A 14518-nucleotide genomic window follows, 5' to 3' on the forward strand; every position below is an offset into this window, starting at 1 on the left:
CTGCTTGAAGGACATATTATTTTCCATTGATTGCAATTGTAGAAACAATAACTGTGACATGAGTCATTATTGCAAGGAGGAGAAAATAAAATCTAAATTATGGGGTCTCATTAGAAATGTCATTTATGGTGGCATACATACAAAACTCATTTTCATCAATCTTGACAGATATGTCATCTATTGTAGAATAGTATTTCTTATTGTATTCAGCATCCAAGTCTCGTGTAGTCAACAATCCATGATATATCAGGTATGAAATATTTTCAGACAATGAAAGACTGCCGATTTTTACCCTTGCTGCAATCTCCCACAGTGTAAGGGGGTAATCAAATGCAACATCCAAGATGTGTTTTTTGAGAGGATCATCATATGCATCTAAAATTGTATTTTTGAGTGTCTCATCTTTTATTTCTATTTTATGTTTTGGTTGGGATTCTAAATGGCAAATTTTGTCTAATGTTTTTTTGATTGTGGATACCCCGTTGTCTCCTAGAATTTTTTTTGTGACACACTCAAATTTTTTAAATTCTTTCAGTGATGATGAAAGTGTTATTTGATATTGCTCAAACAGATCATATTTTATTTTAGTAATGTCATCATCGTCTACAAAATTTCTAAAGGTTTTCTCAAAAGGTGTGGCAAGGAGAGTTTCCATTGCAGTCATGGATAAACTATCTCTCCTAATTTTGGTTTTGGTAAACGTGACAAGTTCACCTGAAGTCTTATCTGACTGACTTTAGTTGACATGCTAAATTCTGCCTTTGAAATTATTTTGTCAAACACTCTTACACGTTTTTCTGATTTTGTATATCCCACTGGCAAGATGAATCCGTCTTCTAACAGTTCATTGAACTTGCGGTATGCCGAAGACAATGACACTCCACACTTTAGCAACAACTCATCTTTTGCAATTGGTTTGTCAATATGCAATAGAATTTTACGCTTTACTGGATCACTGTAAATATCTATGATCTTTTCTGCTAGGCTGTGCTCATAAAGCTCAATCCACAAAGTATAGTCATGATCCTTGCTTATCGTTAGCGCTGATTTTACTGCATGTCTTGGAAGTTTGTTTTCACATGCAAGCATTGTTCTTTGACCTGGTTCCAGGTAGTTGTTTGCATTTCGAATTGTATCCATGCATAAAAGCTGGGAAAACGAGTTTGGCATTGTACCATAATATAGGTCAAAATCTTACTTAAGATATTCTACTTTTTGTCATTTTTTAAAAAAAAATTATTCCTTATATAGTAGCAAAAATTTATGCGCAAAAAAGGGGATTATCCCCTTCCGACTGCAGCATATTTGCCTTTTCTGCCACGAAGGAAGAACATTGTGGCAATTCCTCCAAATATTCCTGCAGACAAGATGGATGCTCCAACTATTCCATCTGCTGCAAATATGGGAGTACCTGAGCCTGTGGCGTCTTTTTGTGTTGCAATTGCTACTTTGGTTTTAGAGTCCTCCATCCCTTGATACAGTCCCTTTTCAGCAATATCATACTGTGCAAAAGCTGGCTGTAACATAACAACCATCAACACAAACGATATTCCTACAAACAAAACAGATTGTTTTTGCATGAGATTCTAATTGCACTGATATAATAAAAAGTGCAAATCATTTTCTCAATAAAAATAATTTCTTGTTGTTGTTTTATGTGATTGCAAGTATAATGATTTATGAACAAAACACATATCATATTTTTAATATTGCTAATATCTACTTCATCCATACATACAGTATATGCAGCACAATTAGATGCTACAATTGCCAAAGATTCGCAGGAATTTGTTCCCTCATTTCAGTTTATGCGAGTAGTTACAATTAATCATGATGGTGATTCAGAATTGTATAGATTGATGGGAAATAACGTAAAAATTTCTTTTGATATTGATAAAACAAATGCACCTTCTTTAATTTCGCAAATAAACTCAGATCTGAAAGAAAAATCATTTGCAAAGATAACTGACATTTCCGGAACCTACTCTGCAATTGTCTCTGTGCAGGAAAAATCAATTGGAATAGAATACAAAATAACTCTAAACCCCACAATTCAGAACCACTATGTGGGAGATTCTGACACTTTGGATTCACAATGGAGAGGATTTGCCATTAAAGAAAAGATTCCTGTAAATACAATTTATGGAGAATATGATATCAACTCTCCAAGCAGCGCTCTTGCAGTTTCTAGTATGAACGTACTAGATTACTTGTCTGGTAGTGATGCATTAGCAATACTTGAAACTCCTCTTATTGATGCAAATGGAATATCTGAATTTCCTCTATCAAAATGGGAGTCTATGTTTGATCCTACTGCAAAGATGAGTGAGACTGTGAATTTCGGCTTTTCAGGTAATGTAATCACAAATTATTCCATGGGAATATGCACCGTTTATCTTGGATTGTGTGAAGACAAGCGGGTATATCAAGAATTCAGTATTGATGGAGAGAAATATTCTATTCGTTTAATGGAGTCTCAAGATGATGCAACAATTATCATTGAAGGATATGTCAACGAGTCTCAGATTGGAAAAGTAGAGATATTTACAATTCAGGATAGTGCACCAATAATAGTGAAGGAAAGTGACATGCAGGTAATTACGATGTACGGTATGGCGGGAATTGGAGTTGGTGCAGCTGCTGTATTTTTTGTGATTAGTGACAGAAAAATAAAAAGAACTAGTTCAGTGCAGACAGGAATTGATCCTATACATTTGGAATCAGTACCAATATCGAGTTCTGCCGGAGGATATCAGACAAACAGAGGCACTTCACAATTAAAACAGTGATGTACATCTAGAAAAAGGGAATCTTAGGAAAATTTCTCAATACGAACAATACCAATATCGCTAACATGTGTCACTATAGCATAATTAGAAAATAGTGTTCTTGCAATCTCTTCAAGTATGTCAAGCATTTTTGCTTCTTGTAATATTATTTCAATTTTGATGTTTTTTTCGTTTTGTAGTCCTTGTCCTCTAATACCTTTTGTACCGTCTCCTTTTACCTCATAAAACGTATATCCTGAAACGTCATGCTTGTGAAGAATGTCAATAACATTTTTTTGTGCAAGAATCTCACAAATGATCGTCAGTAATTTTGCATCATATAGTTTCATTTCAAGTATCACCAAGATAATTTAGATTCATTAATTCAATGTTATGAAAGGTAGTTGCCAATATCAACATTACTGGAAGCAGCACCATTATGATGTAAGGAAATGTTATTCCTAATGCAGATGTAATGTATAGACTTGGTTTTGCCTGCGGAATTGTATGTCTTAGAACTGCTGGTGCTGCAATAAAAGATGCACTTGCAAACAACAGTCCATACATCACCGCACCACCTATGCTTAATCCAAGATATGTGGCAATCAAAACTCCGATGATTCCATTTATTGTAGGAATTGCCAGTGCAAACCCTATGAGAAATACTCCGCCTTTTTTTATGTCATCTAGCCTGTGGCCTGCAATTATTCCCATCTCAATTAAGAAAATCACTATTGCTCCGATGAAGAGATCCTCAAATACAATTTTTATCGGTGCAAATCCATCAGTGCCTATTGCATATCCTATGACTATACTTCCAAGCAATATGACAATTGCCTTTCCTGTGATTGACTCTCGCAGCACCTGAAGTAATTTTGTCTTTTGTTCTGTGTCTATGACAAGATCATCCGCATTGTTGCTTTTTACAAATGTCTGTTTTTTAGCCTGTGTTTGCTTTGATACTGCCATGTTTGTCAAAAATATCGCAAGGATAAACGCGATTGGCTCAAGCACTGCAAGTATTGCAGTAATATATCCCTCAGATGTAATTCCTTGATTTTTGAGAAATGATAGCCCTACAGAAAAAGTTACGGCCCCAACTGCACCATATGTTGATGCCAATGCATACGAGTCAAACAGGTTGAATTTTCCGAGTCTTCGTAAGATTTGATAGTGGTAAAGCGTCATAAGTATGGATAAGCCAACTGCAACTACTAGTGGTACAAGCATGCTTTCAAATCCTGTCTTTCTCATTTCCAATCCTCCATGCAACCCAATTGCAGCCAGAAGATAGATCGGCAGAAACTCCGAAATTGCATCAGGGATTTTCAAATCAGACTTTATTCTTGCTGCAACAATTCCAAAAAGAAAGAACAGCACCACAGGTGTAAGTATGTTTGCTTGAACTAGTTCTAAAATATCCATTATATCATCTCAAGGGTAACAACACCATCTGATTCTAGGGGTGTTAAAACTATTTGTCACAAGAAGGTTTTTGGAATTATTTAATCTGAACATATCATTACTCATAGACGGGTGAATGGTTTTGACGTGATTGTGTATTTTTAGAATTTGATTTGTAACGATTCATTTTTTTCAAGTCTTTGATCGATTTTCTGTCGACTTCTTTCTTTTTTGGAGCATCTTGTTTTGTATTTGCGTGAAATTCAGATGAATTGTCGTTGATGTAGATATAGTGCTCACTATGTGGAGGTATGATCCTCACCGTATGTTTTTTCTTTTTTGCGTTCATTTTATATCAAAATCAGATTATTGGTTTAAATTGATCAAAAAATTACATTACTCGTAAAATTTAGAATGTGTTGTTTAAGGAGAATGGTTTGTTAACACATCAATGCGTATTTTTACTTAGATTTAAGTGTAAATGCTCTTACATGGAAAATTTATTTAAATCATGATTTATTTTTTTATGTTGATTTAATGTTTTAGATTTATAATTTGGGTTTGCTGGGTTGATTGGAGATTAATAGTTGGTAATTACAGAAAATATGTCTGAAATTTTATCAGATATGAGAAAAAATGATCCAATCTCACAATGAATTAGATATGTGGGCATGTAGTTGAGTCCATCATAGATTCCAGTCGATAGAACTAATTTTCTTAAAATTATTAACAACAGTTCAATATTCTCAGAGAACTAAATCGTTCTGTGTTGTTTTATCATGCGTAAAAAACCGGAGTGTTGAAATAACAAAACGTGCTCCCATCGGGTTTTGTCAGATCAGTTCAACACTCCCCATTTTTGTTTATAAATAAAAACTCTGTTTGTTTCAAGTTTATGATTTAATCACTTTAGACTTCAAATATTTTATTAAAAATACATGAAATGATGTTTTGCATCTATTTTTCACTAGTAAATTCTTTCAAATTGTACAACTAGCCTGAATTCGTTTGAATTTTCATCTGCAAATAAAATATGGTTTATTCCAAACGGCGCAGTTCCAACTCCATACTTTTCCTCAAATTTTGAATCAAGATAGTCTTGATAGAGAATTTGATCTTTAACTGAAACTTCCTCCGGAACATGATCATCAGACAAAAATTGCTTTTTTATCAAGACTTCTCCGATAATTGGAATGTTAGCAAAATCTTTTTCTTCAATTTTTACAAACAAATCAGTAGGATCTTTTGGATCCATCACATACACATACAAAAACAGGTCATCTGCAGGAGGGTGTCGAAAATTATAATCAATATGATACACATTGCCCTGAAATTCTAAAGAATAGTATGAAGAATTTGCAATACCCGTTTGCTCTTCAGATGTTTTTATTCTGAACTCTTTAAACAATCTTCGTTCTTCTTCTGAAATATTAGAATATCCTTTGTTTGGAAATGAATCATACCTTCCAACATCATTTATTGCAGACAGCAAACTCGGAAATTGTTTTAGATCATTTTCGCTTACCAAAAGTGTTTTTGCGAATTTTGAATTTCTTGATTTTTCTTTAAATGAAAGTGAATCATAATCAAAGTCATTTTCCAAAGATGCGATAAGCACATGGTCTAATGGTGGTGGTGGAAAAACAGAACCTGTAGATGCATTTTCATATGTGTTATCTAAAAGCAAAAAATAAGAAAGCAGGCCAACTGAAATTATTCCAATTATCAAAACTCCAGTAATGATTAGGTTTCTAGTTTTCATTTTACTTCACCGTACTTGAAACCAAAAACAAGTCATCATAGCTACTCTCTGGGAAATAGTTTGAAACTATGGATGTTTTTATGGAATTCAGATCTGGTCCTGTAATGACAAACGTAAATCCATCGAGAATAAATTCAACGTTATAATCACGAAATCTTTCTGGTAGACTGTTGTTTTTATCCATTGCACTGCCTCCAATTCTAATTATTGTGTCATCAATCTGCCAAAACTCTGAATTTGGTTTTGTAACATCCAAAAAAGACTTCTGATCTTGTGCAGATACGTTTCTTACCTCAAAGGAGATATTTTGGTGGGACGGTGCTCCAAAGTCAGTATATCTTGCATTCACCTTGTTATGATCAGGATAGATTTCTGCCAAGACAAGCCCTGCAAAGTCCACAGGAATCATTGGATGATGAGGGTTTGTTTTCTTGTACGAGTCAATTAGCATTTGAGAGCCCTGACGAATTTCTTGCATAGACATGATACGTCCAACTCCAATGACGCCATTTTCCTGCATGGTCCAGACAGGTGGCTCTACATACAGAGAGCCGTTCTCATCAATGGACAAATCAAGATATGGCAAACCCAAAGGAGAATCATTCATCACAGGGTATGGATACATCATTGCGCCATCAATCAGTCTATACATACTTCCCCAGCAAGGATCCTCCATTCTTTGACGACTGTCATCTGGCCAGTATTTTATCTGGCAATGAACACCTACTGATAATACACTATACGCTCTGAATGCAGAGACGTCATCTACTGTACCGCCCAATGCTTCTGGAAGACGAATCAAAATGAATTTCTGAAAGACATCCCTATTTTCAGTATCTTCTGGGTTTGGATAGTAGAAAAATTCCATAGTGTTTGGTTTTATTGATTTTATTTGGGACAAATCAACATCAGATTCGGAATTAAAAGGGACAGGATAAACGGTTCTATCAAGGGAACCACTGTTAGAATTTTCACGTACCGTGAATGTCTTTTCTAGGTAATGAGATCCTATAGTTATTCGAAATAGATACCGTCCAACATCATCAATAACAATTGGAACTTGTTCAGTTGAAATCAAATAATAATATCCGCCAGATTCTACAGCAAGGCATTGGATCTCAGAACTTGCTTCCCATATGGAAGAACCAGTGTGTACATCAAGGATTCTAGCATCAATGCTTTCACTGGAATTAGCACATTTGCTATCATTGTTTATTTTGATAGAAATTTCCAAAGGAGTCGATGGGCGAAGTGAATTATCTATTCCAAGAATTTCATATGCAGTTTCTTTGACAGGAATTATTTCAATCAGACATACATCGTCATTTCTTACTCCCCCCTTTTCGGAACAAAGCCTGTCCATGTTCATATAGTCAATTGAAAAAAATACAAGCAGTGATGTAACAGCAATTACAGAAATTATCCAAAGTCTAGTTTTCATTGTAACTCCTCAAAGTTGCACAAGCATCCAGAGTATTTTTCATCGCATTGGTATGGTATTTTGTTGTCAATGTGGAAATAATATACATCAAACTGATTTACAGTTCCTTCTAGTGTGAGTTGTGTACCGTTTAGTGCAGTAACAATAGTGCACATGGCAATGTTTGGTGGGTTGCTCTCCTCAACTCCGCCTGTTCTAATATCCATACATGTTTCCTCAATCACAATGTCCCTGCTATGAATCACTTCATTGAATTTTTTGTTGATGGCAAAAGCGCCAGTCTTTTCCCAGTCCTCAAATGATGGATTTATCTGCATTTCAGTCCATTCCTTTGGTACTGTGGAGATAAAACCACATGACTGGCTGCTTCCCCTAGAACCTGAATTCTCCAACCTGTTTACTCGCTCAAAAGTTATGACATTGGCATCTTGATTGATTGCACACAATTTTTCACTGTTAACAGAAATGCTAAAGCCCAAAACATGAGATGGATCACGGATTGTTCCCTGCATGTATCTTACCTTGGTCACGTTTTCGCGCAATACTTTGTCAGGTTCTGGATTTGTCATCATCTCGCTTACAAATGCACCACAAAACGCAATGTCATCACTTTCAAACTTGTGGTTGTATTTTCCAATCACAAACTTTTCTGGGCCTCCAGCCATGTTGATGCTGCTTAGGTATTTTTGCACGATGCCTTCGACAAATTTCTGCTCTTCAGAGTCAAAATATGACAAAGTGTTGATATTTTTTTCTGCAATCTTTGTTTCAAGTGAGCATATACACGAGCCCATGTTTGGCCGGCAAGGCATCGGGTTTTCTTCAGTAATCTCGTTTCGACTCAGAGTGTCCTTGTGGACACTGCTCCAATACCAGTAATCATTGCCGTCTTTTGCCATGACATATCCGCAATAGTCAGTTGTTGGAGGGTAAGATGCACGGGATATTCCTTGAATGAACACCAGATCATCAAGGGAATATGATATGTCTTTTTCATTCAGTTTGCTTGCAAAGTCATCAAAGGATGTCTGATATCCTATTTTCTCATAATTAATCAGACCATACTTGTTGTGTGGCAAACTCATCTCAAGAAAATTCAGATTGTCATGAAGTAATAATGAGACAAGCATTAATGAACCAAGAACTGCAAGAACAATCCCAATTATCAAGAATCTGGTTTTCATTTTCTAATTCTCTGTTTTCTCCAAACAATGAAAACAATTCCAACCATAGCTCCAACCACTAGCACTAGAATCAATGTTAAAGCAGGATTACATTTAAAAAATAATAAAACATCATTGTCAAAAGAATCATCAGGAGATGCCCTCAAACCAATACTGCAACCAATTTCAATTATTTCACTAGGTGCATCACGAAAGTCAGCATAGTTTACATCAATATTTTTTTCTATTTTTGATATGTCAAGAATTGCAACATAGTCTGGCTTTTCAGTGCTGATTGGATGTGGCTTTACATCAATTAGAGTGATTGTATATGGTGTCATGTATGTAAGAGGGTAACCAATTTCAAATCCTCCTCCAATTTTATGAGTTTGATTGCTAGTGTGAATCATGGCTACAACTTTTCCTTCCCAAATACATGTCACATCCAAAGGGCATCTTGAATCCTCTATATCATAAAAATACAGATTCAAATTTTCATAGAGAACAGTTTCACCAAATTTTATTTCAATTTCTTCTGCAAAGGATTCAGTTATGGGTATAATCATTACACATGCAATAACTATCAATAATCTAGTTTTCATTTTCTATTACCACTCAACAAATGCTAAATCCAATTGAGTATAGATGTTCACCATATTGAATTAATCTGAATCTATCTGAATTCAGACGGTCTTGTGATTTTTGCTCAAACCATTCTCGATACTGGTTCTGTTGATCTTCTGGTAATCCCTTGCGTGCAGATATTGATTCTTTTATTGTCCCAATATTTTCAATAGCATCTTTTATTTTTGGAACTGATTTCATGTCCTCCTCATTCAATATGATGAATTTTTCATCGTCTGTGATAGAATCTTGTGGATAAACTCCCATTCTTTTTGGGTTATGCTCATCAGATGTCCAAAAATGAACACCATCTATAGAATATACTCTCTCATTGTAAACTATTAGTGGCGCAATAAAGTGATTCGTGAATCCCTGTTTTGCAGGATCGGCGAATCTTTCCTCATAGTCACTGTCTATTTGTATAAAATAGTCACCTTTAGAATCCTCATATTTTTTTATTGCCTTGTCCATTAAAAAAAACTCATATTCTACAAAAGTTACAATATCCAAATAAGCCGATGAATGTTTGTTGTATGGGAATTCAATTGAATGCACAGCAGAGATTAGTTCTTGTATGTTTGGAATTTCTTTTAGATCATCAGATGTAATTTGCAATATGTTAGTGTCATTCAATCCGTTCTCATCATTTTTGTATCTTTGAATGTCTTGTTCAGTTGGAAGATCTAATGTTAGTGAGGCACACATATTTTCTGGGTATAGTGATATGTATCCGTCCTCTATTCGGACAATGTTTTGTTTTATCAAATCAGGGTTGACAGCTATTTCATTCAGACTTTTAGTTTCAGCCCAACCTCGTTCTATCAAATGTTGTTTGGTTACAGGTTTCACACATGTAGGTGAGCCGTCATATTTTGTAACTAAAATTAAAGATTCTTTGCACATGATGTCATCAATAAGAATTCCAGATTCAAATTGTTTTAAAGGAGATATACTCCACGGAACAGGATAAACTGTGGAGTCAAGATTTCCGCCTCCATGATTTTGCATAACTACAAACTCTCTTTGAATACTTCCATCATCAATTTGCACCTTGATGAAATAATTTCCAGACTCGTTAATGATTATGTGGTTATCCTCATTGTAACCAATTTTGACTTGGGCTGTAACTAAAGAGTGATTGTAATTTGGATCACACAAAGCAAAAGACGCTTCACTCCATACAATATTTCCATCCTCATCAGTTATTTCTGCATTGTAGGAATTACAAAACTCATAGGATGTCTTTTCTAAAATAAATTGAATTGACTCACCAATTTTGTTTGCATATGAAAAATCAATGAATCTATAGTTTTCATATTGGTTTTCATCAATTACCAAGACATCAAATCGAGTATTGAGTAACGTTTCACCTTGAGGATATTGTGCAGTTAATTTGATCTTGTGTTCTCCTAGTTGAGTGTAATTCAGAGCAGTTATTGTGACATTCAATAGTTGTGGTTCGTCGGGTTTTAGAATCATGTGAAACGGATCAAGTTCAATTTTCATGTCAGGCAGCATAGATTGACGAGTGTCAGAAATTGCATATTCTATACTGTGAAAAAAATTAACAGGGAGACTTTCTGAACCATGCGAACTCACTGTAAGTGGAAATGATACAATACCCCCTTTCTGTATTGTTATGTCAGGCACTCCGCCATCTGCAGTTATGAAAGAATTTTGTTTGATTGTGCCCTCATCTAACCAGATACTGAGTTGAGGGATGGTCCTTGCTTCTATTTCCTGCAAATGAAAGGACAAAAATGAAATTCCAATAATCCCTAAAACCACAAAATACTTCATACCGTATGAAATCTCATTCCATCATTGAAAAGTGCTTCGAACATATCATATCATAGATTCATTTTATTTTTCAGCAAAATCACATAATTGTGAAAAAAGTTTGTACAAAACCAGATATTTGTGCCTATTTTGGAGAGGATTTCCTGTGATCTTGACCTATTTTACAATTATAAGCATCAAAATTAGTCGTCAGTAGCAAGATCATCTAAGAGTTTAGAGTATTTCTTGATGAGTTCATCAGTAATTTTCTCATGTTCTGGACTCATACTTAATCATCCTTTCTGAGACATATAAAAACAACTGTTTCATAATAGTTGGTTCAAGGTCACGTCGATGTTTCTTGATCTCACTTAACATTTCCCTTAATTTTGTATTTTCTTCTTCTGGACTAATATCTAATTCATAACCATTGTCACGTAGAAATGTTCCTGCTGCAACGATCGAGGTTCTCCTATTACCATCAAAGAACGCCTGAGTCCAAGGAATTGCAGCTATTATGGCAGCAGTTTTTTGAATCAAATCTTGTTCTATATTCCAGAAGTACCATACTCACTTACTTTAGGGAATACCAGAGCAAGATTTTGAGGAACAGTTTCAATGTAGATTTTTTTGCCAGTTCTTTCCTTTTCTCTTAAGAGAACTTTTTTATTTGTTTCAATTAGAAAATTTTCATCTATTTTCATTACAATCTCATTGTCAGATGCCATGATTTTCACATAAATTACAACGTTATAACTTCAACTCTAAGCATCACTGAACTATCTAAAAATGATTGATGGTATTATTATTACACCAACAATGATTCAATAGTCGAGTTTTCATTTTCTATAATTTCCTCAAATATTCCTTCGTTACTTCCGCATTCCCATCCTGTAGGATCACATAGATTTGCATCATGATTAAAACAAGCAGTCCTATCACTGGTACATGGCAAAAGAGATAATGTTGTCTTGTTTTTTACAACAAATTGTCCGGTAAGCCTCCTCTCACTATGACTATCTTGGGATTTAACTTCTAAAACATACATGCCCTCTTCCAGATCTATACTATTATGTGACGGAAATTCTGCATACACAAACACCAAATAATAATCATCTTCAATTAGATCTTCATAGTTAGTATCACACTTACTTGAAAGGGATTCTTGCCAGAATGTTTTAGACCCATCAGTATTCATTATCTTGGTATTAAACACATCACCACACGTTTTCGCATATCGCGATACTGTAAAATTAATTTCTTCATTTACGTCATAAACATAATTATTCCATTCCCATTGTATTCCATCTATTGTGAAGCGATCGTCCGGTATTGGAGTTCTAATTTCATCATGATGGAACAGATTTGTATTTGTTGTAGACTTGACATATACAAAAAACCCTGAGATTACTATTATACATATCAGTATAACAGGTAGTATTATTCTAGTTTTCATTTTTAAGAACCTCTTGAAAAAATAAACAAAATCCACATCACTACAAAAAAAGGACTAGTCAAGCAAACTACGTACCGTGGGGGAAATCTAGACACAAATCGTCCAATTACAAAAAACACACCAACCAGTGATATCGGAATGCCCACCAGAACTGCACTCATATTATAAAATGCAAGATTTGGAATGGACCTCATTTCATTTGGCTCCATGTTTGCACGTTCAAATTCAACAATTGATACTGCAGTGCCAAATATTACCAAACCAGATACAAACAAAACAACCCCGATTTTCAAAAGTCTAGTTTTCATTTTCTACAAATTCACCTACGTGAGGAAAATTATTTTCATCTGCTTTATCGTTTGTTGTGTAATTAACACTTGAATCAAATGAATGCATAACATGTGCGCATTCTCCATTTATTAAGATAAGGGGCGTCTCACATTGAATTTTATCACATGTGTGCAATGTGTCAGGACCAATGAAATAATCCGAATATCCATCATAATATACAATCTCATAATCTATAGAGGAAGGAATTTGTGAGATTATCTGTTTTTCAGGATCAGATCCTTCAAAGAACTTGTGCAAATCAAGAATTATTTTATTTTCTTCTAGTCGGATATCACAAATGTCATATTCTGTTTTTTCTATATTGGATTTGATTTCTTCAAACTGTGATTCGAGTCTGAAGTCAGTATTTCCAAATATTTCATAAGCCAATACAGAAATCCCAATTAAGAAAAGTACAATCCCCGTAATAATCAAGATTTTTGTTTTCATTTTCTACTGTAACGGGTTTACAACCCTTCCCATAAACAAAATGTTTCCATTTGAATCATCTTGTATTATGAATACAAATGGATGATCTGCCCTGAATGTGTTTGGAGGCCCGGATTGTAGTCTTGCATTAATTCCTGTAGCTGCTGCAGCCTCTGTACCTTTCTCATCAACACTGACAAATGTTTTGTGTATTGCACTGTCAATGAATATAGGATCACGCTCAGATATTCCGCTAAAATCAGCAGTATTACTATCAAATGCAACATGTATTCCCATTGTAAACAATATTTTTTTCAAATCATACTCTGTTTCAGTGGTGAACTTTGGCAGGTACACTCCTGACATTTTCTCCTCAAGGCTGTCTCTCCACAATGTAATATTCTCCACTGTCATTTCCTTCTCAAGTGCATCCAATCCATCAATCTCCTTTGGAAGCAACACGAGCATGGATACTTGGTCTCCCTTGTACGGCAATTGTATCATCTGCAGAAGATCATTTTCTGCATAGTTTAGTATTGGTTTGTCCAAGTCCATCATCTCCACTCTTACTGTTTCTGTTTCATTGATGTGAAAATTAGCCTTTTGTGTAAACGAAGGGTTGAACTGACGAACCCAGTCTCCCTTGAAATAAATTGCATTGGTGATTATTAGTGCCGTCATCTCATCGGTATCATCAGGCTTTATCAGTTCGTCTATCTTGTTTTGTGTCTGGGATTTTATCCAGTCATTAATCGTGTTTGCCCCACTGTCTGTAACAAAATCTACCTTGTCTACTCTGCTGTCATAGTATGTCTTTGCAGTATCGATGTATTCTTTTTTTGGCTCAAAGTGATTTGCAATCCATAATGCGTTTGCCATGTGTAGTGTGTATTCTGAGTCAGAACCCAGTATACCGGAATTTCCAAAATTGTTTAGAAAAGACCGGAATTCTTTTTTTCGTTCTTGTTCATCTGATGTAAATTTGAAAACTTGTTGTATCTCGTCTGCAGTGATTCCATTTGCCCCCTCATATGCAATGGCAAATGCAGTCATTATGCTAATTGGCGAAAAGAAGACATTCTTGCCGTCCTCTTTTGCAAAAGAGTAAAAGTCCAATGCAAATTTGTTGTTTGCATTTGCAATGTCATTTGGTAGAATGGAACTGTTTCTGATGATCGAGTCATTTGGCGTATCACTGGTGATGAGTACAATAATAATTATAGATAGTACTGATGCAGCAGCAATTACACAAATTTTTCTTTTTGACACAATTTATCGCGAAATGGTTTGCTTATAATGATTGATGAAATTGGGATTTTAATCCCTCTTTTTTATCTTGTTGAAAGAACTCTATAGAATAAT

At 35.0% G+C, this 14518-nt stretch carries 18 protein-coding genes; 1 reads left to right on the plus strand and 17 read right to left on the minus strand.

The genetic code is table 11. The features are described 5' to 3' along the window. Positions 1–97: 97 nt before the first annotated feature. From WDZ98_RS06185 to WDZ98_RS06195, 3 genes are all read right to left on the minus strand, one after another. On the minus strand, positions 98–664 hold the full coding sequence (locus WDZ98_RS06185) for a hypothetical protein (protein ID WP_368058905.1): 567 nt from the start codon (positions 662–664) through the stop codon (positions 98–100). Further along, complete coding sequence (locus WDZ98_RS06190) at positions 661–1140, minus strand: hypothetical protein (RefSeq protein WP_368060944.1); 480 nt, start codon at positions 1138–1140, stop codon at positions 661–663. The genes WDZ98_RS06185 and WDZ98_RS06190 overlap by 4 nt, the downstream gene beginning before the upstream one ends. A gap of 140 nt (positions 1141–1280) precedes the next feature. Beyond that, positions 1281–1580, minus strand: coding sequence for a hypothetical protein (locus tag WDZ98_RS06195; protein WP_368058901.1), 300 nt, complete (start codon positions 1578–1580; stop codon positions 1281–1283). 129 nt (positions 1581–1709) lie between these two features. Between WDZ98_RS06195 and WDZ98_RS06200 the strand changes: the two genes are divergently transcribed. Then, positions 1710–2789 (plus strand): hypothetical protein, encoded by a 1080-nt coding sequence (locus WDZ98_RS06200; protein WP_368060946.1) that lies wholly within the window; start codon positions 1710–1712, stop codon positions 2787–2789. Between the two features lie 23 nt (positions 2790–2812). On the opposite strand, the gene WDZ98_RS06205 is transcribed toward WDZ98_RS06200, so the two are convergent. From WDZ98_RS06205 to WDZ98_RS06270, 14 genes are all read right to left on the minus strand, one after another. Continuing rightward, entirely contained in the window at positions 2813–3118 is a 306-nt protein-coding gene (locus WDZ98_RS06205; RefSeq protein ID WP_368058898.1) for a hypothetical protein, read from the minus strand. A gap of 1 nt (position 3119) precedes the next feature. Then, the gene (locus tag WDZ98_RS06210; protein WP_368058896.1) at positions 3120–4193 is read right to left on the minus strand and encodes a sodium-dependent bicarbonate transport family permease; all 1074 of its coding nucleotides are present in this window, start codon (positions 4191–4193) and stop codon (positions 3120–3122) included. 97 nt (positions 4194–4290) lie between these two features. Next, the gene (locus WDZ98_RS06215; protein WP_368058894.1) at positions 4291–4521 is read right to left on the minus strand and encodes a hypothetical protein; all 231 of its coding nucleotides are present in this window, start codon (positions 4519–4521) and stop codon (positions 4291–4293) included. A 618-nt stretch (positions 4522–5139) separates the two neighbouring features. Beyond that, positions 5140–5934: a hypothetical protein gene (locus WDZ98_RS06220; RefSeq protein ID WP_368058892.1), complete on the minus strand. Its 795-nt coding sequence runs from the start codon at positions 5932–5934 to the stop codon at positions 5140–5142. 1 nt (position 5935) lies between these two features. Continuing rightward, complete coding sequence (locus tag WDZ98_RS06225) at positions 5936–7375, minus strand: hypothetical protein (RefSeq protein WP_368058890.1); 1440 nt, start codon at positions 7373–7375, stop codon at positions 5936–5938. Continuing rightward, entirely contained in the window at positions 7372–8559 is a 1188-nt protein-coding gene (locus WDZ98_RS06230; protein WP_368058888.1) for a hypothetical protein, read from the minus strand. Before WDZ98_RS06230 ends, WDZ98_RS06225 begins: the two co-directional genes overlap by 4 nt. Beyond that, positions 8556–9140, minus strand: coding sequence for a hypothetical protein (locus WDZ98_RS06235; protein ID WP_368058886.1), 585 nt, complete (start codon positions 9138–9140; stop codon positions 8556–8558). Before WDZ98_RS06235 ends, WDZ98_RS06230 begins: the two co-directional genes overlap by 4 nt. A gap of 13 nt (positions 9141–9153) precedes the next feature. Further along, entirely contained in the window at positions 9154–10962 is a 1809-nt protein-coding gene (locus WDZ98_RS06240) for a hypothetical protein (RefSeq protein WP_368058884.1), read from the minus strand. A gap of 249 nt (positions 10963–11211) precedes the next feature. After that, entirely contained in the window at positions 11212–11481 is a 270-nt protein-coding gene (locus WDZ98_RS06245) for a hypothetical protein (protein WP_368058882.1), read from the minus strand. An 8-nt stretch (positions 11482–11489) separates the two neighbouring features. After that, positions 11490–11669: a hypothetical protein gene (locus WDZ98_RS06250; protein WP_368058880.1), complete on the minus strand. Its 180-nt coding sequence runs from the start codon at positions 11667–11669 to the stop codon at positions 11490–11492. Between the two features lie 80 nt (positions 11670–11749). After that, positions 11750–12397, minus strand: a complete 648-nt coding sequence (locus WDZ98_RS06255; RefSeq protein WP_368058878.1) for a hypothetical protein — start codon at positions 12395–12397, stop codon at positions 11750–11752. 2 nt (positions 12398–12399) lie between these two features. Next, complete coding sequence (locus tag WDZ98_RS06260) at positions 12400–12705, minus strand: hypothetical protein (protein WP_368058876.1); 306 nt, start codon at positions 12703–12705, stop codon at positions 12400–12402. Further along, entirely contained in the window at positions 12695–13177 is a 483-nt protein-coding gene (locus WDZ98_RS06265) for a hypothetical protein (protein ID WP_368058874.1), read from the minus strand. Before WDZ98_RS06265 ends, WDZ98_RS06260 begins: the two co-directional genes overlap by 11 nt. A 3-nt stretch (positions 13178–13180) precedes the next feature. Then, positions 13181–14425: a serpin family protein gene (locus tag WDZ98_RS06270; protein WP_368058872.1), complete on the minus strand. Its 1245-nt coding sequence runs from the start codon at positions 14423–14425 to the stop codon at positions 13181–13183. Between the last annotated feature and the right edge of the window lie 93 nt (positions 14426–14518).

This window comes from Candidatus Nitrosopumilus sp. (assembly GCF_040878665.1).
Taxonomy (GTDB): Archaea; Thermoproteota; Nitrososphaeria; order Nitrososphaerales; family Nitrosopumilaceae; genus Nitrosopumilus.